Annotated in this window: 20 protein-coding genes; 8 read left to right on the forward strand and 12 right to left on the reverse strand. The window is 70.0% G+C overall.

Annotation, left to right across the window (positions count from 1 at the left end; all coding sequences use genetic code 11):
- Both M3Q35_RS03565 and M3Q35_RS03570 read left to right on the forward strand, forming a co-directional pair.
- Complete coding sequence (locus M3Q35_RS03565) at positions 1-414, forward strand: acyl-CoA thioesterase (protein WP_273940149.1); 414 nt, start codon at positions 1-3, stop codon at positions 412-414.
- Positions 411-1,529: a zinc-dependent alcohol dehydrogenase family protein gene (locus tag M3Q35_RS03570; RefSeq protein WP_273940150.1), complete on the forward strand. Its 1,119-nt coding sequence runs from the start codon at positions 411-413 to the stop codon at positions 1,527-1,529. The genes M3Q35_RS03565 and M3Q35_RS03570 overlap by 4 nt, the downstream gene beginning before the upstream one ends.
- On the opposite strand, the gene M3Q35_RS03575 is transcribed toward M3Q35_RS03570, so the two are convergent.
- Positions 1,507-2,052 carry a TetR/AcrR family transcriptional regulator gene (locus M3Q35_RS03575; RefSeq protein WP_273940151.1) on the reverse strand — a complete coding sequence of 182 codons (546 nt, stop codon included), beginning with the start codon at positions 2,050-2,052 and terminating at the stop codon, positions 1,507-1,509. The genes M3Q35_RS03570 and M3Q35_RS03575 overlap by 23 nt on opposite strands.
- A 71-nt stretch (positions 2,053-2,123) precedes the next feature.
- Between M3Q35_RS03575 and M3Q35_RS03580 the strand changes: the two genes are divergently transcribed.
- Positions 2,124-3,338, forward strand: coding sequence for an MFS transporter (locus M3Q35_RS03580; protein WP_273940152.1), 1,215 nt, complete (start codon positions 2,124-2,126; stop codon positions 3,336-3,338).
- On the opposite strand, the gene M3Q35_RS03585 is transcribed toward M3Q35_RS03580, so the two are convergent.
- The 4 genes from M3Q35_RS03585 to M3Q35_RS03600 all read right to left on the reverse strand — a co-directional run bounded on the left by M3Q35_RS03585 (position 3,256) and on the right by M3Q35_RS03600 (position 5,693).
- Positions 3,256-3,645, reverse strand: coding sequence for an MmcQ/YjbR family DNA-binding protein (locus M3Q35_RS03585; RefSeq protein WP_273940153.1), 390 nt, complete (start codon positions 3,643-3,645; stop codon positions 3,256-3,258). The two genes, M3Q35_RS03580 and M3Q35_RS03585, sit on opposite strands and share 83 nt — an antisense overlap.
- Positions 3,646-3,718: 73 nt before the next feature.
- Positions 3,719-4,213, reverse strand: coding sequence for a GNAT family N-acetyltransferase (locus tag M3Q35_RS03590; protein WP_273940154.1), 495 nt, complete (start codon positions 4,211-4,213; stop codon positions 3,719-3,721).
- Between the two features lie 10 nt (positions 4,214-4,223).
- Complete coding sequence (locus M3Q35_RS03595; RefSeq protein WP_273940155.1) at positions 4,224-4,526, reverse strand: hypothetical protein; 303 nt, start codon at positions 4,524-4,526, stop codon at positions 4,224-4,226.
- Between the two features lie 123 nt (positions 4,527-4,649).
- The gene (locus M3Q35_RS03600) at positions 4,650-5,693 is read right to left on the reverse strand and encodes a C40 family peptidase (protein WP_273940156.1); all 1,044 of its coding nucleotides are present in this window, start codon (positions 5,691-5,693) and stop codon (positions 4,650-4,652) included.
- A gap of 201 nt (positions 5,694-5,894) precedes the next feature.
- Between M3Q35_RS03600 and M3Q35_RS03605 the strand changes: the two genes are divergently transcribed.
- The 3 genes from M3Q35_RS03605 to M3Q35_RS03615 all read left to right on the forward strand — a co-directional run bounded on the left by M3Q35_RS03605 (position 5,895) and on the right by M3Q35_RS03615 (position 10,715).
- Positions 5,895-6,656 carry a COG4705 family protein gene (locus M3Q35_RS03605; RefSeq protein WP_273940157.1) on the forward strand — a complete coding sequence of 254 codons (762 nt, stop codon included), beginning with the start codon at positions 5,895-5,897 and terminating at the stop codon, positions 6,654-6,656.
- Positions 6,657-6,729: 73 nt separating this feature from the next.
- A complete protein-coding gene (locus M3Q35_RS03610) occupies positions 6,730-7,497 on the forward strand; it encodes a hypothetical protein (RefSeq protein ID WP_273940158.1) in 768 nt (255 codons plus the stop codon).
- Between the two features lie 254 nt (positions 7,498-7,751).
- A complete protein-coding gene (locus tag M3Q35_RS03615; protein WP_273940159.1) occupies positions 7,752-10,715 on the forward strand; it encodes a glucodextranase DOMON-like domain-containing protein in 2,964 nt (987 codons plus the stop codon).
- A gap of 628 nt (positions 10,716-11,343) precedes the next feature.
- Here the strand turns inward: M3Q35_RS03615 and M3Q35_RS03620 are convergent.
- From M3Q35_RS03620 to M3Q35_RS03630, 3 genes are all read right to left on the reverse strand, one after another.
- Positions 11,344-12,486: an HNH endonuclease signature motif containing protein gene (locus M3Q35_RS03620; protein WP_273940160.1), complete on the reverse strand. Its 1,143-nt coding sequence runs from the start codon at positions 12,484-12,486 to the stop codon at positions 11,344-11,346.
- 319 nt (positions 12,487-12,805) lie between these two features.
- Complete coding sequence (locus M3Q35_RS03625; RefSeq protein WP_273940161.1) at positions 12,806-13,543, reverse strand: PP2C family protein-serine/threonine phosphatase; 738 nt, start codon at positions 13,541-13,543, stop codon at positions 12,806-12,808.
- Between the two features lie 184 nt (positions 13,544-13,727).
- Positions 13,728-14,462, reverse strand: coding sequence for a cobalt-precorrin-6A reductase (locus M3Q35_RS03630; protein ID WP_273940162.1), 735 nt, complete (start codon positions 14,460-14,462; stop codon positions 13,728-13,730).
- Positions 14,463-14,484: 22 nt separating this feature from the next.
- Here M3Q35_RS03630 and M3Q35_RS03635 point away from each other — a divergent pair, with 22 nt between their 5' ends.
- Positions 14,485-15,261 (forward strand): helical backbone metal receptor, encoded by a 777-nt coding sequence (locus M3Q35_RS03635; RefSeq protein WP_273940163.1) that lies wholly within the window; start codon positions 14,485-14,487, stop codon positions 15,259-15,261.
- Here M3Q35_RS03635 and M3Q35_RS03640 read toward each other — a convergent pair.
- Both M3Q35_RS03640 and M3Q35_RS03645 read right to left on the reverse strand, forming a co-directional pair.
- Complete coding sequence (locus M3Q35_RS03640; RefSeq protein ID WP_273940164.1) at positions 15,244-15,840, reverse strand: GNAT family N-acetyltransferase; 597 nt, start codon at positions 15,838-15,840, stop codon at positions 15,244-15,246. The two genes, M3Q35_RS03635 and M3Q35_RS03640, sit on opposite strands and share 18 nt — an antisense overlap.
- 55 nt (positions 15,841-15,895) lie before the next feature.
- Entirely contained in the window at positions 15,896-16,954 is a 1,059-nt protein-coding gene (locus M3Q35_RS03645) for a cobalt-precorrin-5B (C(1))-methyltransferase (protein WP_337960551.1), read from the reverse strand.
- A gap of 104 nt (positions 16,955-17,058) precedes the next feature.
- Here M3Q35_RS03645 and M3Q35_RS03650 point away from each other — a divergent pair, with 104 nt between their 5' ends.
- Positions 17,059-17,778, forward strand: coding sequence for a hypothetical protein (locus M3Q35_RS03650; protein ID WP_273940165.1), 720 nt, complete (start codon positions 17,059-17,061; stop codon positions 17,776-17,778).
- Here the strand turns inward: M3Q35_RS03650 and M3Q35_RS03655 are convergent, their stop codons facing one another.
- Both M3Q35_RS03655 and M3Q35_RS03660 read right to left on the reverse strand, forming a co-directional pair.
- Entirely contained in the window at positions 17,779-18,111 is a 333-nt protein-coding gene (locus tag M3Q35_RS03655; RefSeq protein ID WP_273940166.1) for a hypothetical protein, read from the reverse strand. It abuts the gene before it with no gap.
- A 69-nt stretch (positions 18,112-18,180) separates the two neighbouring features.
- Complete coding sequence (locus M3Q35_RS03660; RefSeq protein WP_273940167.1) at positions 18,181-19,209, reverse strand: zinc-binding dehydrogenase; 1,029 nt, start codon at positions 19,207-19,209, stop codon at positions 18,181-18,183.
- Positions 19,210-19,214: the final 5 nt, after the last annotated feature.

Genomic DNA, 19,214 nt, shown 5'->3' on the forward strand with positions numbered 1-19,214 from the left:
ATGACCGAGTACGGGTACTGGCAGGACGTGCCGACCAGGTGGAAGGACAACGACCACTACGGGCACGTGAACAACGCGGTGCACTACTCGGTGATGGACACCGTGATCAACACCTGGCTGATCGAGCGTGCCGGCCTCGAGCTGGACGGCGGCGGCCCGATCGGCCTCTGCGTCGAGTCGCACTGCGTGTACAAGGCTTCGGTGTCGTTTCCCGAGGTCATCGCGGTCGGGCTGCGGGTCGGGCACCTCGGGACCAGCAGCGTCCGCTACGAGACGGGCCTGTTCCGCAGCGACCGCAGCACGCTGATCGCCGAGGGCACCTTCACGCACGTGTTCGTGGACCGCGACACCCGCCGGCCGGTGCCGATCGCCGGGCCGATGCGGGACGAGCTGGAGAAGTTGGTGAACGCATGAAGGTGAACGCGGCAGTCCTGGTGGCCTCCGGCGTGGACCGGCCGTACGCCGACTCGCGGCCGTTGCAGGTCCAGGAGCTGGAGCTGGACCCGCCGGGGCGCGGCGAGATCCTGGTGCGGATCGGGGCGGCCGGCCTGTGCCACTCCGACCTGTCGGTGATCAACGGCTCCCGGCCGCGGCCGCTGCCGATGGTGTTGGGGCACGAGGCAGCCGGCGAGGTCGTCGAGGTCGGACCGGACGCCGAGTTCGCGGTCGGGGACCACGTGGTGCTGGCCTTCGTGCCGGCCTGCGGGTCGTGCCGGATGTGCCTGGCCGGGCGGCCGGCGCTGTGCGAGCCGGGGGCTGTGGCCAACCGTGCCGGCACGTTGCTGTCCGGCGAAAAGCGTTGGCGGGGCGGGGAAAACCACCACCTTGGCGTGTCGGCGTTCGCGGAGTACGCCGTGGTGTCGAGCAAGTCCGCGGTGAAGGTGGATCCAACGTTGCCGCTGGAGCTGGCAGCGCTGTTCGGCTGCGCCGTGCTCACCGGGGCCGGCGCGGCGTTCCACAGCGCCGAGATCAAGCCGGGGGAGACGGTCGCGATCTTCGGCCTCGGCGGCGTCGGCATGGCGGCGTTGCTGGCCGCTCGGGCGGCCGGCGCGAGCCAGATCGTCGCGGTCGACATCGTTGACACGAAACTCGCTTTGGCGGCACGGTTGGCCACGAAACACGTGGTTCGTGGCGGCCCGGACGCGGTCGACGAGGTCCGCGAGCTCACGCACGGCGGCGCGGACAAGGTCATCGACACCACCGGCAGCGAGCACGTGCTGGCCCAGGCGTATCACGCGACCCGGATCGGCGGCACGACCGTGACGGTCGGCCTGCCCCATCCCGACCGGCAGCTGGTGCTGCCGGCGCTGAGCCTGGTCGCCGAGGAACGCACACTGCGCGGCAGTTACCTCGGTTCCAGCGTGCCGCGCCGGGACATCCCGCGGTTCATCCAGCTCTACCAGGCCGGTCTGCTGCCGGTGGCCGAGCTGGTGTCCGGACGGTTGCGGCTGGACCAGGTCAACGAGGGCTTCGACCAGCTGGCCGGCGGTGAGGCCGTACGGCAGGTCATCGTGCCGACAGCGTCCTGACCGCGGCCACCGTCGCCTCGATCAGCTCCTCCTGCGGGAGATCGGCGCCGAGCACCATGCGGCGCAGCTGCGGCATGGCCTTGCCCCAGTTGACCAGGCCCAACGTGAAGAAGTAGACCATCGCGGCGTTCGGCACGCCGTCTTCGATCTCCGTGACCCGCTTCTGGTACTCGGCCGTGCGCACGTCCTCGGCCGGCACCTCACGGCCGCCCATTTCCAGCGCCTCCCACATCAGCAGGCGCAGCGCCTCGGGGTTGGCGGCGTGGTAGTCGAACAGCTTGCGGGCGTAGTCGGCCAGGTCGGGCTCCACCGGCACAGCGTCGGCGCAGCGGGACAGCATGCGCTCCAGGACGGCCGCGAACAGCGCCTTCTTGTCGCCGAAGTAGTCGTAGATGGCCCGCTTGTTGGCCTCGGCCGCCTCGGCGATCCGGTCGACCCGGGCCCCCGCGACGCCGTGGGCGGCGAACTCGGTGGTCGCGGCGGCCAGGATCCGCTCTTTCGTCGCTTTCGAGTCGTATCCCACGGGTCCAGGTTAACGAACCGGTTCGTTCTCGGGTTACGATCGAACTAGTTGGTTCGATTGGAAGGGGAGCCGTGCCGAACCGCTGGACCATCCCGCTGCTCACGCTGGCCTGTGCCGTGTGCGTGGCCACGATCTACTTCCCGCAGGCCATCAGCCCGCTCATCGCGGCCGACCTGCGGGTCACGCCCAGCGCCGCCGCGCAGACCGCGACCGGCGCCCAACTCGGCTACGCCGTCGGCATCTTCCTGCTGGTCCCGCTGGGGGACCGGGTCAGGGCCCGGCCGCTGATCGTCGTGCTGATGGTGCTCACCGCGGCCGCCATGCTCGCCGCCGGACTGGCCACGTCGCTGCCGATGCTGCTCATCGCCGGCACGCTGGCCGGTGCGTTCACCGTGGTGCCGCAGGTGATCATCCCGATGGTCGCCGGCCTGGTGCCGGACAACCGGCGCGGCTCCGTCGTCGGCATGCTGCTCGGCGGCGTGCTGGCCGGCATCCTGCTGGCCCGCACCTTCGGTGGCACGGTCGGCGAGTGGCTCGGCTGGCGCGCCCCGTACATCGTGGCCGCGGCTGTGATCTTGCTGCTGGCCGCCGTGCTGGCCATGGCGGTCCCGCACACCGAGCCGTCCGCGCGCCACAACTACCCGTCACTGCTGGCCGAGGCGCTGCGCCTGCTGCGCACCCAGCCCGAGCTGCGCCGATCCGCCCTGTACCAGGTGCTGTTGTTCGGCTCGTTCAGCGCCGCGTGGACGTGCCTGGCCCTGCTGATCAGCGGCCCCCGCTACGGCCTCGGTGCCCAGACCGTCGGCCTGATCGGCCTCGCCGGCGCGGTCAGCGTCTTCGTCACGCCCATCGCCGGCCGCTGGATCGACCGCCGCGGCCCCGAGCCGGTCAGCATGATCGCCATCCTCGGCGTCGTCGCCTCGGCTGGCGTGCTGGCGTTCGGCCTGCTCGGCGGAGTGGTTGGGCTGGTCGTGTTGATCGCCGGCCTGGTGTTGCTGGACGTTGCCGTGCAGTGCAACCAGGTCGCCAACCAGTCGCGCATCTTCGCCCTGCTGCCCGAGGCCCGCAGCCGCTTGAACACCGCCTACATGACGTGCACGTTCCTCGGCGGCACCCTCGGCTCATGGCTGGGCGTGCAGGCCTACGACCTCTTCGGCTGGGGCGCGGTCGCCGCCTTGATCGCGTTGGCCGCCATCGCCGCGCTCAGCCGGCACCTGGCCCATCGCTCCCGGCCAGGAACTCCTGCGCCAGCCGTTTCGGCGCCTTCAGCAGCCACGCCTCGGTGACCACCTCGTCCAGTTCGTCGACGCCGATCCGGTCCAGCCGGACCAGCACCGCCGGATAGCCGTCGAAGTGCGGGATGGTGAAGAAGACCGCCGGGTCGTCGGCGATCATGGCCTGCTTGACGCCCTCGTCGGCGACCCGGACGCCCAGGATCGGGCCGTCCTCGGCGCGGCCGTCGGACTTGCGCAGCGGGCGGTCCCAGACGAAGCTCTTGCCCTTCACCTGCCAGGCCGGCGTGCCCCAGGACAGCTTCTCGCCGGTCTCCGGCAGCGCCAGCGCGATCCGGCGCACGTCCTCCCAGGTCGCCATCCCACCCACCCCTCTTTTTCACATGCGCTTCCCATGTGGCACCAGAGCGCAAGTGGGAAGCGCATGTGGCGTTCTAGCGGTAGCGCTCGTAGAGGCTAGTGGGGAAGTGGGTGTTGTCGGGGTCGCCGACGTGCAGGAACCCGGCTTTCTCGTAGTAGCGCCGCAGTCCGGGGTTGTCCTTGGCGGCGGCCAGCCGCACGTACCGCCAGCCCTTCGCCGACGCCGCCGCCTGCACCCAGTCCAGGATCCGGTACCCCAGCCCGCGGCCGCCGGCCTCACGGGCCACCGCCAGCTGGGAGATGTAGTACGCCGGCACCGCGTTGTCGCCCCACAGGTCCGGCTCGCTGGCCGTGACCACCACCGTCGCCACCGCCGGCTTGCCCACCAGCAGCGCCTCGCCCGCGGCGATCTGCTCCCGCACCGACTCCAGCGGGAACCGCTCCGGCCACTGCTCTATGCCACGCCCGCGCAGCCACGACGAGGCCCCCGCGAGCAGGTCGAGCACCGTGTCCTCGTCGCCGGGTAACGCCGTGCGGATCGGGGCGTGGTTGAACAGCAGGATCGCCACGGGGATGAGGCTACTTGGCCGTCCAGAACTGGCGAGGGGCGTAGCCGTCACGGCGTAGCCAGTGCTCCGTGTAGACGATCCGCTCGGCCGCCACGACGACCAGGGGCCCGCCCGGCGGCTCGTCCAACGACCGCGACCGCTCCACGTGGTCGGACTGCCAACGAAAGGCCGACCAGTAGTGCCGGAAGTCGGCGTGATCGTCGTCCAGCACCCGCGCCCGGCCGAACACCTGCGCGCCCCGGCTGCCGAGCCTGCGCGTCGGGGCCGGCCCGGCCAGCCAGGGATTGGTCACCGCCATGATCAATACAATCACGGCCGGTGCGTGCGACGCGCGGAACGCACGCACCGGCCGGGCTTGAGGGCCGCCGACTTTGTGTCACATGCGCGTCATACTTGCCTCCCAGAGGCACATCCGGACCGCATGTGACAGAAAAGGTCAGCCGCCGACGATGCGGCGGGCGGTGTAGTAGTCGCTGCCGCCGCCGCTGACCGGCACCACCTTGACGACCTGGCCCACGTCCGGCGCGTGGACGATCTGGTTGTTGCCGATGTACATCGCCACGTGGTGCACGTTGCCCGAGGTGCCGAAGAACAGCAGGTCGCCGGGGATCCACGCGCCCTTGGCGACCGGGGTCCCGAGCAGCACCTGCTCGTAGGTGGTGCGGGGCAGCGTCACACCGGCCTGCCGGTAGGCGTACTGCACCAGCGAGGAGCAGTCCAGCGCGGAGCCGGGGGTGTTGCCGCCGTAGACGTACGGCACGCCGACCTGGCCCAACGCCGCCTTCACCGCTGTGCCGGCGGCGCCGGCGGGGATGTTGCTGGTGTCGAACGGCTGCCCCTTGTCGGACTTCAGCGCCGTCTTCTGCGTGCCGCTGAGCCGGTTGTACGCCGTCTGCGCGGCCTGCTGGGCCTGCACGGCGGCGTCCCGCTGCTGCTGGAGGCCGTCGGCCACCTGCTTGGCCTTGGCGGAGGCGTCGTTGGCCTTGGTCTGGGCCTGCGTCGCCGCCTTGCTGGCCGCGCTGGCCTTGTCCAACGACTTGGTCAGGCCGTCCATGGCGTCGCCGTTGAACTTGCTGACCTCCTGCAACAGCCAGGCCCGGTCAAGGAAGTCGCTCGGCGACTGACCGGTCAGCAGCGCGGACATGCTGCTCAGGTCCGCCCCCTCGGTGGTGGCCGAGACCCAGCGGTCCACGTCGCCCCGGTAGCGGTCCTCCTCGGCCTTGGCCTGCTTCTCGGCCGCCTGGTCGGTGGCCAGCTCGGCGGTGGCCCGCTGCACATCGGCCTGGCGGTCGTTGTAGGCCCCGAGCGCGGCGTTGTACTGCTCGCCGAGGGATTCCTGCTTCTGGCTCGCGTCGTGCAGCTGGGCCAGCGCGTCGTTGGCGTTGGTCGGGGGATCCGCCTGGGCCGAGGCCGGACTGAGGCTGATGACCGCCAAGGTCACGCCGAGCGCGCCGAGCACGTGCTTGTACGGGTTCTTCACTTCGCCGGTGTCTCCTTCGCAGGGGCGTCAGGAGTCGATACGCGGTTGACCGCGGCGATGGTTCAACGCCGAGCCGTGTCTTGACCGAGTGGAGTCGATGTCCTACGCTCCGTCGCGAATTGGAAAGTATCTTAACAAACTCGGCCTCCGCCGCCGTGTAGCCAGGACCGTCCGGTCCGTGACACACCGGGAGAGGACCGCGTGCGCAAGCTGCCCCAGATCACCCTGGCCTTCTGGATCATGAAGATCTGCGCGACCACCCTCGGCGAGACCGCGGGCGACCTGATCGCGCAGACCCTCCAGGTCGGCTACCTGCTCAGCTCGGCCGTGCTGGTCGGCATCTTCCTGGTCACCGTCGTGACCCAGCTGTGGACCAAGCGCTTCCACCCGGCGCTGTACTGGACGGTCATCCTGTCCACCAGCATGGCCGGCACCACCATGTCCGACTTCATGAACCGCACCGCCGGCCTCGGCTACGCCAACGGCGCGGCCGTCCTGATCACCCTGCTGGTCGCGGTGTTCGCGCTGTGGAAGGTCAGCGGCTACCCGTTCCGGGTGCAGGACATCACCACCTTCCGCGGCGAGATGCTGTACTGGACGGCGATCCTGATCTCCAACACGCTCGGCACCTCGCTGGGCGACTTCCTGGCCGACGACACCGGTCTCGGCTTCGCCGGCACCGCGCTGGTGATCGGCGGCGTGCTGCTGCTGGCGCTGGCCGCGATGCGGTTCACCGCCATCTCCAACACCCTGCTGTTCTGGTTCGCCTTCGTGCTGACCCGTCCGCTCGGGGCCTCGGCCGGGGACTTCTTCAGCAAGCCGGTCGACCAGGGGGCGCTGGGCTACGGCACGGTCGGCGCCTCGGTGATCCTGTTGTCGGTGCTGGTGCTGCTGGTCGGCCGGCAATACTGGCAGCAGTCCCGGGCGTCAACCGGGCTGCTCACGGTCGTCCCGCAGGAGTGAATCGTGATGTGGCCGCGTCGATCCGTCGGCGCGGCCACGCAACCTCGGGGCTAGATCGAACACCTTTCATTACATGAGACTGGGGAGTCGGGGGGCGTGGCCGCTGTGGGTGGCGGTGGGGGCTGCGCTGGTGTGTGTCTTCGTGCTGATCCGCGGCCTGATCGGTGACGTCGCGACGGCGGCGCAGCAGGCCGCGCCGCGGGCCACGCTGGGGATCGAGGTCTACGACCGGACCGCGGACAAGGTGCTGCTCACGTCCGGGGCGGACCGGCCGTTCGCGGCGGAGTCGGTGGTGAAGCTGCTGATCGCCATCGACGCGCTGAAGCGGCACACCGGTTCGGCCGCGAAAGTGACGCAAATGCTGGCCCGCAGCGATGATTCGATCGCCAACACGCTGTGGTCGGCCGGCGGCGGCACGAAGATCGTGACTTCGTTGGCGGCGCAGCTGCATCTCCAGCACACGACGCCGCCGCAGGATCCGGCCCGCTGGGGCGACACGCAGATCTCGGCCGACGACGTGGTGAAGGTCTACCAGTACCTGGAGTCGTCCGACCAGCAGACGATCATCAAGGCGCTCTACCACGCCCCGGCCATCGCCGCCGACGGCTTCGACCAGTCCTTCGGCATCCCGTCGCTCGGACTGGGGGAGTGGTGGGTGAAGCAGGGCTGGGGCTGCTGCCGACCTGATCGAGTTCTGCACACCACCGGACTCGTCGGCAGCGGCCAGCGATATGTGGTAGTCATCCTCAGCAGCGCTCCGAGCAGCACAAACGCCGCCGACGAGACGCGGGCGATCACCGCCGCGACACAGGCATTGGTCCCTCTTCTCAAAGCACGATAACTTCAGTGCCCATTGAAGTGAACCCTCGCTAAGGTCGTCTCGATGGCCCGACAAGACGGCTAGGGGGAACACATGCTGAAGGCACTGGCGCCGGTGATCCTGGCGTCGATGGTGGCAACGGCACTGCCAGCGGTGGCTGATCCCGTGACGCCAGGATCGCCAGGGATCACGGCCTACTTCGACACCGGGCGGAAGGACTGTCTTGGCACCGCCCGGAACACAAGATCAAGGTCTGGTACACGGTCGCCGACGGCGTGCTGTCGGACGTCTACGAACCGACGATCGACAACACCGACGTCGGCACCTTGCAGTACGTGGTGACCGACGGCCGCTCGTTCACCGACCTCCAGACCCGGGACACCACCTACACCGTGCGCGCCGACCGCACCGGCATGGTCTGCACGGTCACGTCGACCAGCGCCAAACACCGATATCGGCTCACCACCACGTACATCACCGATCCCTTACGCGACTCGGTGGTCATGCACACCACCGTCGACGGCCCGCCCAACCTGCACGTGTATGCCCGCCTCGACGCGCACGTGAACGGCAACAGCGGGGACAGCGCGGCGGTGGTCGACGGCGTGCCGGTGCTCTACGACCAGGACACCGTCAGCACGGCGACGAACCGTGACTACGCGGTACCGACGTACATCGCCCTGGCCGCGACCTCGACCCGGGCGGCGACCGTCGGCTACGCCGGCACGGCCAGCGACGGCCTGACCCAGCTCGACGCCAACCACTCGATCACCCGCTACTCGAGCGCCACCAACGGCCACGTCACCGCAACCACCGACGTGACCGCCCGGGACTTCACCCTGGCCCTGGGCTTCGGCCGCGACCAGAACCAGGCCGTCGGCACGGCTCGGGCCTCGGCCCGCTCGTGGTTCGACCGCATGAGTGACGACTACGCCGACGGCTGGCGGGACTACGACTCGGATCTCGCGCCGGGCACCCTGCCGCTGGACGCCAACGTGCTGAAAGCCAGCGAGGACAAGACGTTCCCCGGCGCCGTCGTCGCGTCGCTGGCCAGCCCGTGGGGGCAGGCGGTGAAGGCCGACAAGCCGACGTACTTCGGCTCCTACCGCGAGGTGTTCGCCCGCGACGCCTACGAGGCGTTCACCGGATTCCTTGCCGCCGGCGACAAATCGACCGCCCGGGCGATCGCCACGTTCCTGTTAGCCAAGCAGCAGCTGCCGACCGGCGAGCTGCCGCGCAACTCCCTGGTCAACGGCAAGATCGCCCCCGACACCGGCGGCGACCAGCTGGACGAGACCGCGTACCCGATCCTGATGGCCCAGCTGACCGGGCTCGACGACAACTCCCTGTGGACACAGCACATCAAGCCGGCCGCCGACTATCTGCTGGCCCACGGGCCGTCGTTCGGCGTGGAGCGCTGGGAAGAGCAGTCCGGGTACTCGCCGTCCACCATCGCCGCCGAGATCGCCGGCCTGGTCGCCGCTTCCGTGTTGGCCGACCAGCACGATGATCACGCCGACGCGCGGATCTATCGGGCCGCGGCCGACGACTTCCAGCGCAACGTCAAGTCGTGGACCGTCACCACCACCGGTCCGTACGGCCCGTCGTATTTCGTGCGGCTGACCAAGAACGGCGACCCGAACTCGGCCGTCAGCTACAACCTCGGCAACGGCGGGCCGACCGCCGACCAGCGGGCCGTCGTCGACGGCGGCTTCCAGGAGCTGGTGCGCCTTGGCGAGATCTCCCCGCAGGACAAGGACTTCACCGCGTCTCTGGCCGTGCTGGACAAGCAGATCTCGGTGCGGACATCGACCGGCGTCGGCTACTACCGTTACGGCACTTCGGCTTCGGCCGGCAGCGCCGACGGCTACGGCGACTGCTACCAGCCCAGCCAGAGCACCTGCACCGGTCAGGGCCAGCCGTGGCCGACCACCGACACCGGCACCGGTCACCTGTGGCCCGTGCTGTCCGGCGAACGGGCCGAGTCGGCGCTCGCCCTCGGCGACCGGCATGGGGCGAAGTCCTTGCTGGACAGCATGTTCGGCTCGGCCTCGGGTGTCGGCCTGGTGCCGGAGCAGGAGTGGGAGAACCCCGACCTGCCCGCGTCCCCGTACGGCACCGATCCCACCGTGGCCTCCATCGGCTTCGCCAACGGCCACGCCGCCGGTTCCGCCTCACCGCTGACCTGGGCCCAGGCGCAGCGCCTCCGCCTGGCCGCCGACCTGCGTGCCGGCCACGTGCTCGACCGCCCGTCCGCCACCACCGACCGCTACGTTTCCCATGCCGCGCCAGGCAAAGTCGATGTGACCGTGTCGGCTGTCGCCAGCGGTGCCAGCGCATCGGTCACCGGCAAGACGGTGCCGGGCGCTGACGTGAGCGTGCAGGCCCTGGCCACCGACACCGCCGGCAAGGCCGCCACTGTCGCCACAACGGCCGGGGCCGACGGGTCGTACGCCGTCACGGTGCCGCTCGGGTTCGGCTCAAACTCCATCACCGTCGGCGTTTCCGCCGCCGGCAACCGAACCGGCTATGCCCACACCACGGTCACCGGCGATCTCGTCGGCGGTACCACCGTGCTCGACACCGCCGATCCGGCCAACGACGACAACGGCCCCGGCACCTTCCAGTACCCGACCGCCCCCGACTTCGCCGCCGGCTCCTTCGACATCACCCGATTCCAGGCGATCACCTTGGGCGACACCGTCTATCTGCGCACGACCTTGCGGAACCTGGTGCCCACCTTCGGCAACACCATGGGCGCGCAGCTGTTGGACGTCTTCGTCGGCGCTCCCGGCAAACCGACCTCCACGGCCGCGCCGTTCCCGTCCCGCAACTACCAGGTTTCGCCGTGGTCCCAACGTATCGAGCTCCAGGGCTTCGCCTCGCCCGCCTGGCTCGACGCCGCCGGACACCAGGTCGGCACGCCCACGGCCGCGGTGGCGTCGGTGGACACCAAGACCATCACCGTCGCCCTGCCCAAGGCCGCCTTCGGCGAGCCCGGCCCCGGCTGGACGTTCTCGGTCGTGCTCACCGGCCAGGACGGCTTCAGCCCCGACCAGGCCCGGGCCTTCGCGCCCACCCCGGCCGGCTACCAGTTCGGGATCTGCCCGCCCGGCGGCTCCGCGCCGATCTGCGCCATCGATCCGGCCACCGCGCCCAAGGCCATGGACACCGTGCCCGCATCCCAGCTGGATCCGACGAAGGGCCAGGTGGTGATCAACGCCGTCACTGTGCCGTAGCCGCTTTCGGTGGGGTCGGGAATCGCCCGGCCCCACCCGGGAGTCAGTACCTGGATGGCGACGACCAGGTCCGATTCGCCGCGATCCCCGCCGGCCTGCTTGCTGTCCGACACCGCCGCCGAGACGGTACCTGCCCCGCGCCGCCAGCGCCGCCGCCCTCGCCAAGCGCCACCCGCTCCAGACCCGCAGCCCGCCGCGCGATTGCTGTCGGCCTGTTACCGGCCGATCGTGCTTTCGCGCCGGGAACAGTGTTGATTGTCAGCTGTCTGTGTGCTTGCTTTTTATGGATTCGGAGGTTCGGGGGGTGTGGGTGGTGGCGGGTTGAGTGGGTTGGGTTTGGTGGCCCGCCCACCCGCCCTTTGCTGGGGTTGGGTTTTGTGTCCGTGCTGCGCAGTTTTCCGGGGGTTATTCGGTTTATGGGTCGATTTGGTGTGGAGCCTCTGCGCGATGGCCCAAGGGCTAAAAGCGGGCAGGACGAGCCTGCCCTTGGCCTGTCAATTGTACGCCATCGCGCCCCTCCACACAAAATCGACCCAATTCGGGAGTTGACGATCGGGGTGTGAAGGAATGGCGGTGGCTGGGTTTTGACTCCCACTGTGCACCCTTTTCCCGGTGCCCGTTTCCCCGGTTAGTGCCGCAGGGGGCGGGTGATGTGATGGCGACCCGCCGGGGTGATCCAGTGAGTGGTGCCGTCTGAATCCTGGGTCACTGTGTAGTTGTCGTGTTTGCGGTGGTGGTGCCAGGTGCAGAGCCCTTGCAGGTTGGTCGCCTCTGTGGGGCCCTCTGGCCATGGGGTGATGTGGTCGTGCTCCTGGATGGGCAAGGTGCAGCCCGGGGCAGTGCAGGTCCCGCCGGCCCGAGCGACGGACGTCTCTTTCATCAGCGCCGTGGGCCGGTAGGTGTCGGTGCTGATGGCGCTGATCTGCTGGTACTCGTCGAGCAGGAGTCCCCGGAAGGGGCCGTGCATCGCGAGTTCGCGGGCTGCCTCGGCCGCGATGGGGCCGTAGCCGGCGAGCTGGCCAGGGTCATTGGTCAACCCGAGCAGGGTCTCCATCGAGATCGTCACGAAGGTCCGCACGTTCCAGTTGGTGTGCTCGCCCCGCAGGCGATCCCAGAGCACATCGGAGCGTTTCTGGTCGGTGGTGCGCTCGTCCTTCGGGAGGGACTTGGCGTCGGCGCAGATCTGTTGGAACAGCTGGTGAGCCTCAGCGGCGGGGAGGATCCAGGTCAGCTTGGCCATGCCGTCGGGCAAGGCCGAGAGCCCGACCTGCCGGTCGTCTTTGGCCTTGTGGCAGCGCTGCTCATAACCATCCGGGTCGGCCTTGGCGACCAGGGCGGTGGCCTTGCGACACACCTGAGTCCGAGTCATACCAGCGGCCTCCTCGGCCAGGGCCTGATCAACCTCGGCGACCTGGGCCGGATCGGACAGGTGGCGGGTGCGTTCCCACACGGCGGCGAAGCGGGCCAGGTCGATCTCGCCCCGGCGGAACCGCTCCGCCAGCGCAGGATGGGTCTCCAGGGCGGCGGCGACCTCTTGCGAGCGGGCCAGGGCTGGCTCCGAGACCTTCGTGGCCATCGCCAATTCGGTAAGGTCGTCGATGTGGTTGAGGGCCTCATGTTCGGCCCATTCACACACCGCCCGCACCTTCCGGGCCACCCCCACAAAATTGACCAACTGTTCTTGGGTCAGGCTCGCCGGATCCACACCCACCACCAGATCGAACAGGGCCCCAGTGGGTTCCCTGTTCTCAATCTCGCGGGTGAGTTCCATACTTCTGAGAATACTCGAACACAAGATCGAACACGAATCTCTAACGGGTGAATCCCGCCGGGTAGAAAGGCTTTTCTTTCCTCCCGCCACACCACAACACGGCAACTCCGACCAGTCGCGTGGATTTTGTGTGGAGGGGCGCGATGGCGTACAATTGACAGGCCAAGGGCAGGCTCGTCCTGCCCGCTTTTAGCCCTTGGGCCATCGCGCAGAGGCTCCACACCAAATCCACGCGACCACACCGAAAATGTCAACGCACAATACCGCAACAGCTTGTCGGTGAATCGACAGACCAGCGGATCGTCTTACGCGGCAACGATTACTGGTGCACCAGCGGCGGTGTGGCTTGCCGGGGGACCGGTGGTGGCTCGCGGCGTGCGGCGGTCCAGTCGATCACCGCCGCGGTGGCGTTGTCCCGGCCGCCGAGCGCCGCCGAGGCCTCGATCAACGCCTGGGCCGGCCGGACCGAGCTGGTGAGCTCGCGGTGCATGGCGATCGCCGGCACCACCTTGTGCACGCCGTCGGTGGCCAGCAGCAGGCCGGAGCCGCTGGTGCGGACCTGGGTCCAGCCGATCTGGTCGGTGGTCGTGGTCCGCACGGTGTTGGTGACGATGTGCTCCATCCGCGGCGTGGTCGGCCGCAACTGAGAACGGAGGTACGCGGCGACAGTCTGGTCCGACGTGAGCTGGTGCAGCGTCTTGTCGTCCCACAGGTAGGCCCGGCAGTCGCCGACCCAGGCGATGCGGTAGCCGGTGCTGACCCGGTCGGTGAACGGCATGGCCACGATCAGCACGCAGTCGTCCTCCGCGAGCAGCAGGGCCTGCTGGGCGGCGAGCACCGCCTGGATGGCGCCCTGGGCGACCGGCGTGGCCACGGCGGCGGCGACGGCCTTGCGCGCGGCCTCGGCCGACCGCTGGGTGTCGCCGATGCCGTCGGCGACGGCGAAGACGAGCTCGCCGGTGCTTGGGTCCCGCCGCGTGGCCACGGCGTCGGCGTTGACGGCACGCAGGTTGCGCTCGCTGGCGGTGTCCCAGCGGATGTCGAGATCGTGGTGCACGGCGATCTCCTCCCCGAACTCGGCGGTAGGAGGCAGCCCACCGCACACGACCAGGTTCGCGGACTCGCCTGTGAGGACGCTGAGACGGTCGTAGTCACTTGCTGAGGGAAATCGGGAGTCGCCCTGCCTACTGCGTTCGCCGCGCGAGCCCGAAGCGTAGGGCATGGATACCCGCAGCGCTGGCTTATGCAACCGTAGCGTGTCCGTAGATCACCCAGTTGGCGGCTTGATCCACTGTGGACACCACGGTAACCGCAGGTGAGAGGGGTCGCCGGACGATCACCACCGGAATACCGAGCCGTCGGGCGGCGACCAGTTTCGCGTCGTCGCCGCCGCTGTCCTTGGTCACGAGCACGTCGATGTCGTGCGCGCGCAGCAGGTCGAGCTCCGATTCGACGGTGAACGGGCCGCGGGCCAGCATTGCCCGCACGGGCACGTTCGGTTGCTCGATCGACCTGGCCAGCAGCCACACGTCACTGATATGGACGAAGGGCGCCAGCTCCTGGCGGCCGACCGTGAGCAATGCGCGCGTACCGACCGAGGGCAGCAGCTCGGCGGCCTCGGCCACCGAGTCCACCCAACGCCAGTCGTCGCCGTCGACCGCACGCCAGCCGGGCCGCCGCAGCACGAGAAACGGCAGCCCGAGCTCGGCGGTGGCCGTCGCCGCCGAGGCCGTGATGCGCGCCGCGAACGGGTGCGTGGCATCGACCACGGCAGCGACGTGTTCGTCACGCAGCCACGTGAGCAGACCCGGGACGCCGTCGAAGCCGCCGATCCGGACCTCGCCCGGCGGCAGGTGAGGGCGGCTCACGCGCCCGGCCAGCGACGTGACGACGCGCAGCTCAGCCACCGGGGCCAGCGCCTCGGCGAGCCGGCGGGCCTCGGTGGTGCCGCCCAGCACGAGCACGGTCCTGACCACCGCCGCACGATAGCCTGCACGAGTGGCCCGTACTGAACGTGACGACCTCGGCCGGGAGGTCACCCTGCCGGCCGAGGTGCGCCGGGTGGTGTCCCTGGTGCCGTCCCTGACCGAGGCGATCGCGGCGATCGACGCCGGCCTGCTCGTGGCGGCCACGCAGTGGTGCACCCACCCGGTCGACCTGGACGTCGAGCGGGTCAGGGGCACGAAGAACCCCGACACCCGCCGGATCGCCGAGCTGCGCCCGGACCTCGTGGTCGTGAACAAGGAGGAGAACCGGGAGATCGACGTCCGGCGGCTGGAAGACGCCGGCGTGCCGGTGTGGGTGACGGTGGTCGAGGACGTCCCCAGCGCGCTGAGCTCGTTGGATCGGCTGATCACGGTCGCGCTGGGCCACCCGGAGCCGGCCTGGCTCGCCGGAGCTCACGCCCAGCTGGACGGGCCGGTGCTGGAGCCGGAGAAGTCGGCGCTGGTGGCCATTTGGCGGGACCCGTGGATGGTCGTCGGCAGCCGGACCTTCGCCACCGATCTGCTGGCCCGGGTCGGCGTGCGCAACGTCTACGCCGACCACGCCGACCGGTATCCGAAGCAGGAACTGGCCGAGCTCAGGGCAGCGGACCTGGTGATCCTGCCGGACGAGCCGTACGTCTTCACGGCCACCGACGGCCCGGAATGCTTCGACGCCGACCGGGTTCGGCTGGTCAGCGGCCGGATGCTGACCTGGTACGGCCCCTCGCTGGCCACCGCCGTGCGCACGCTGCGCGGCCAGCTCGGGCTCGACTCAGACGGCCTTGCGTGACTCCACGGCCTCGGGACGGCCGCGGTGCTCGGCCCACTCGTGGGCCAGGATGGACATGACGTGCGCGTCGAAGCGTTGGCCCTCCCACAGCAACGCGTCCCGCAGCACGCCCTCGGCCCGGAAGCCGACCTTCTCGTACACCCGGCGCGCCCGGGAGTTGAACGAGTAGACCTCGAGGCTGATCCGGTGCAGCCCGACCCGTTCGAAGGCGTAGCCCAGCACCAGCCGGGTGGCCTCGGTGCCCAGCCCGCGGTTCTGCCCGGTCGCCCCCAGCGCGATCCGGAACGAGCAGGAGTTGTTGTTCGGGTCGAGCTCGTTGAGCACGACCTCGCCGACGTAGCGGCCGCTGGCCCGGTCGACGGCGGCCAGGTCGAGGCGGTCCTCGTGGTCGGCGCGGCTGCCGTACCACTGGCGCATCGGCTCGACGTCGTCGGGCGAGAGGGTGCCGTGCGACCCGGTCAGCCGCAGCACGTCGCCGTCGGCCAGCACCTCCAGCATGTCGACCGCGTCGTCGGCGATGACCGGGCGCAGCACCACGGTCTCGCCGGCCAGCACGGGTTTCTCACGGAAGTTCGGCATACGACGGATCATGCCGGATGCCCGGAGCGGCCGACCACCGTGCCGGCCCGATCGATCACCACGATGTCGACGGCGATCTCCGCGCCCCCGGATTGCCGCCAGCCAGGATGTCGTCGGCCACGGTCCGGCAGCGGTCCGCGACCAGGTCGCCCAGCGGAAGCCCTTCTGCTTGGCACAGCTGCAAAGCGCCAAGGGCGGTGTTGGCCGTCCGCACGGCTTCGATCAGCTCGGGCGGGCCGCCGGCCGTGGTCACGAGGGCGGCCAGCAGCTCGTGGTTGACCTGTGAACGACCGGAGTGCAGGTCCAGGTGCCCGTCGGCGAACTTGGCCAGCTTGCCGATGCCGCCGGCGATGGTCAGCCGCGGCACCGGGTGCCGGCGCAGGTGCTTGAGCATCGCGCCGACGAAGTCGCCCATGTCGAGCAGCGCGTCCTCGGGCAGGCCGTAGAGCTCGGTGACCACCCGTTCGGACGTGCTGCCGGTGCAGCCGGCGACGTGCCGGTGCCCGGCGGCGCGGGCGACGTCGATGCCGCGGCGGATGCTGTCGATCCAGGCCGAGCAGGAGTACGGCACGACCACGCCGGTCGTGCCGAGGATGGACAGGCCGCCGAGGATGCCGAGCCGCGGGTTCCAGGTGTGCCGGGCGATCTCCTCGCCGTTGTCGACGGAGATCTCCACCACCACGTCGCCGGCATCGCCGTACGCCGCCGCCACCTCGGCGACCACGCCTTGCATCAGCTGCCGTGGCACCGGGTTGATCGCCGGCTCGCCCACGGCCAGCGGCAGCCCCGGCTTGGTCACCGTGCCGACGCCCGGCCCGGCCCGGAACACCACACCCGAGCCGGCCTCGCCCAGCGACACCGTCGACCGGATCAGCGCCCCGTGCGTGACGTCCGGGTCGTCGCCCGCGTCCTTGACGATGCCGGCCGTGGCCGAGCCGTCGGCCAGCGACTCCACCGCGAGGGCGAACGCCGGCCGCTGGCCCTTGGGCAGGGTGATCTCCACCGGGTCCGGGAACGTGCCGGTCAGCAGGGCCGTGTAGGCGGCCTTGGTCGCCGCCGTGGCGCATGCCCCGGTCGTCCAGCCCCGGCGCAGCCCGGTCGCGTCCCTGCTCACGGACCACAGCATCGCACCAGCCCAGCTTCCCCCGAACGGGCGGCCAAGTCGCGCCCCACGAGTCCGAGATGTCCGGCAAGATCGGCTTGAGGTGAGGAGGAGCCGTGAACGAGGCGATCGACCAGCTCCAGCAGCAGATCACGGACGTTCGGGAACAGCTGGCCGCGATCGTGCAGCGCGGCGGGCGGCTGCGGCCGGGGCTCGACGACGTGAACGAGGACCTGGCCGATGCCGTCAAGACACTGGCCCAGGCGCACGACGCCGAGCGCCGGCAGCTGACGTCCGACCAAGCCAACGCCCTGCGCAAGCGGATCGCCGAGGTGCAGACCCAGTTGGCCAAGCCGGGCAGCCGCCGGCAGGGCGGTGACGGGTACATCAACCTCACGCCCAAGCAGGTGCAGGCCAAGTGGGCCACCGTGGAGGCGGCCCAGCGCATGATCGAGTCCGACCAGCAGAAGCTGGAGGAGGCCAACCTCGGCGGTGGTCCCGACAAGGACCAGGTCGCCGCGGCCAAGGCCCGGATCAGCGTGGTGGCCAGGCAGCGCCTCAACGACGCACTCGCCGCCAACGAGTCCTTGCCGATGTGGCTGACCAGCGCCGTCGGCTCCCCGCCGCGGCCGGACCCCGAGCCGTGGCTCAAGGCCGCCCACAACGTGCTGGTCTACCGCCTCGAGCACGGCGTCAGCGACCCGCTGCTGCCCCTCGGCGGCAAGCCCAGCGGCGACGACGCCTACGGCTCGCGCCGGGCCGGCGAGTGGAAGAAGATCGCCGAGGAGCTCAACAAGCTGCACGGCCTGGCCGGCAAGAGCGAGTACAAGCTCTAGTCAGTCCGACATCTGGTCGAACAGCACGAGCACGCCCATGCCCATGCCCAGGAGGACCGCCCCGATCACCATGCCGCGGGCCGCTGCCACCAGCCGCAGCCGGCCGCCGAAGACCAGACCCGGCAGCGCGCACGCCAGCGGGGACAGCGCCCAGGGCGTCGCGAGGTCCCACATCACGCTGGGATGATGGAGATGCGCGATCAGCCAGAAGAACAGCGCTTCCGCCAGCGCCGTCCCGAACAAGTCACGAGCCAACTTCCGCCGCACGCTTGGCGTCCCGGCCGAGTGCTGGCCGGCGACCGAACCATCGCCGCCCGTGTCCTGTGTGGACATCTTTCCTCCCTCTGTCCCGCGGAATCCTCGCCGCGGAACAGAGGGTGCGACATCCGTGGTTCTACCTAGCTACGGCTTGATCATCGTCATACCGGCGGCGGTGGAGCGGTCCATCTCGGCCAAGGCGTCGGCGGCCTCGGCGAGGGTGATGGTGCGGGCGATGAGCAGGTCGGGGCGCAGGGCGCCGGCGGCGACCAGGTCCATCATCGCGGGATAGGCGTGGGCGGCCATGCCGTGGCTGCCGAGGATCTCCAGCTCCCAGCCGATGACGCGGGACATGGGGAGCGGCGTGGTCTCGGCGGGCAGTAGCCCGACCTGGACGTGGCGGCCGCGACGGCGTAGCGACAGCACGGAATTGGCGGCCGTGACGGGATGGCCGAGGGCGTCGAGGGACAGGTGAGCGCCGCCGCCGGTGGCCGCCACAACGTCCGAGACGACGTCTGGATGCGCTTCCAGAGTGACGGTGGCGCCGAACTGCTTGGCGAGGTCCAAGGCGGCGGGGTTGACGTCGACGGCGACGACCTGGGCGCCGACGGCGGCGGCGATCATGATGGCGGAGAGGCCGACGCCACCGCAGCCGTGCACCACGACCCACTCGCCGGCCCGCGCCCGGCCCTGGGCCACAACGGATCGGAACGCGGTGGCGAAGCGGCAGCCCAGCGCGGCGGCGGTGCTGTACGACATGTCGGCCGGCAGGGCGACCAGGTTGACGTCGGCGTGGTCGATGGCGACGTACTCGGCGAACGACCCCCAGTGCGTGAAGCCGGGCTGGGTCTGCCGGGAACACACCTGCTGATCACCGGCGACGCAGGACGGACACCGCCCGCAAGCGCAGATGAACGGCACGGTGACGCGGTCGCCGACGCGCCAGCCCGTGACGTCGTCGCCGACCGCGCGCACCTCTCCGGCCAGCTCATGCCCCGGCACATGGGGCAGTTCCGTGATGTCGGCATCGTGCCCCTGCCAGCCGTGCCAGTCGCTGCGGCACAACCCGGTCGCACGGACCTCGATCACCACCCCCTCCCGCCGGGGTGACGGATCGGGCACCTCGCGGACCTGGGGTCGGCCGCCGAACGACTCGTACACGACTGCTCGCACCCGAC

This window comes from Kutzneria chonburiensis, assembly GCF_028622115.1.
GTDB lineage: Bacteria > Actinomycetota > Actinomycetes > Mycobacteriales > Pseudonocardiaceae > Kutzneria > Kutzneria chonburiensis.